General features: G+C 61.8%; 1 protein-coding gene. It reads left to right on the forward strand.

What is annotated here, in order from left to right; translation table 11 throughout:
- Positions 1-46 precede the first annotated feature (46 nt).
- A partial coding sequence (locus E1288_RS46615) for a hypothetical protein (protein WP_132495775.1) occupies positions 47-403 on the forward strand: 357 nt, incomplete at its 3' end.

The following is a 403-nucleotide window of genomic DNA, read 5'->3' on the forward strand; positions in this document are numbered from 1 at the left end:
GGTGGTGCGGCTGCCGCGGTCCGGGGGGCGTGGGCAGGCTTGGCGTGTGACTGTTGTGGAAGTGCGAATGTGGGTGGAGTTCGACGATTTCCCTGATGGTTTTGCGGATGGTTTCTCTGATTACTACGTGTATGCGGTTGATGATCAGGGGCGTGTGGTTTTTGGCGGGTCGTCGGGTGTGGGGCCGGAGGAATCGGTCGGGAGTGGTGTTGGTGATGGGGTGGAGTCTGGGGTTCATCCCGATTTCGCCGGGATGGCTACCGAACAGGCTCGGCTTGCTGGTTTTGGTGAGATCGCCCCGCGGCTGACGGTTGCTCCCTCTACTACTGGGGCGGCGCTTGTTGGGGAGGAGTCAGCAGATACGGCGTTGCCGATCACTGGTCGGCAGCTGGTGGAGAACGTG

Origin of the sequence: Saccharopolyspora elongata, from assembly GCF_004348985.1 — a bacterium.
Classification (GTDB): Bacteria; Actinomycetota; Actinomycetes; order Mycobacteriales; family Pseudonocardiaceae; genus Saccharopolyspora; species Saccharopolyspora elongata.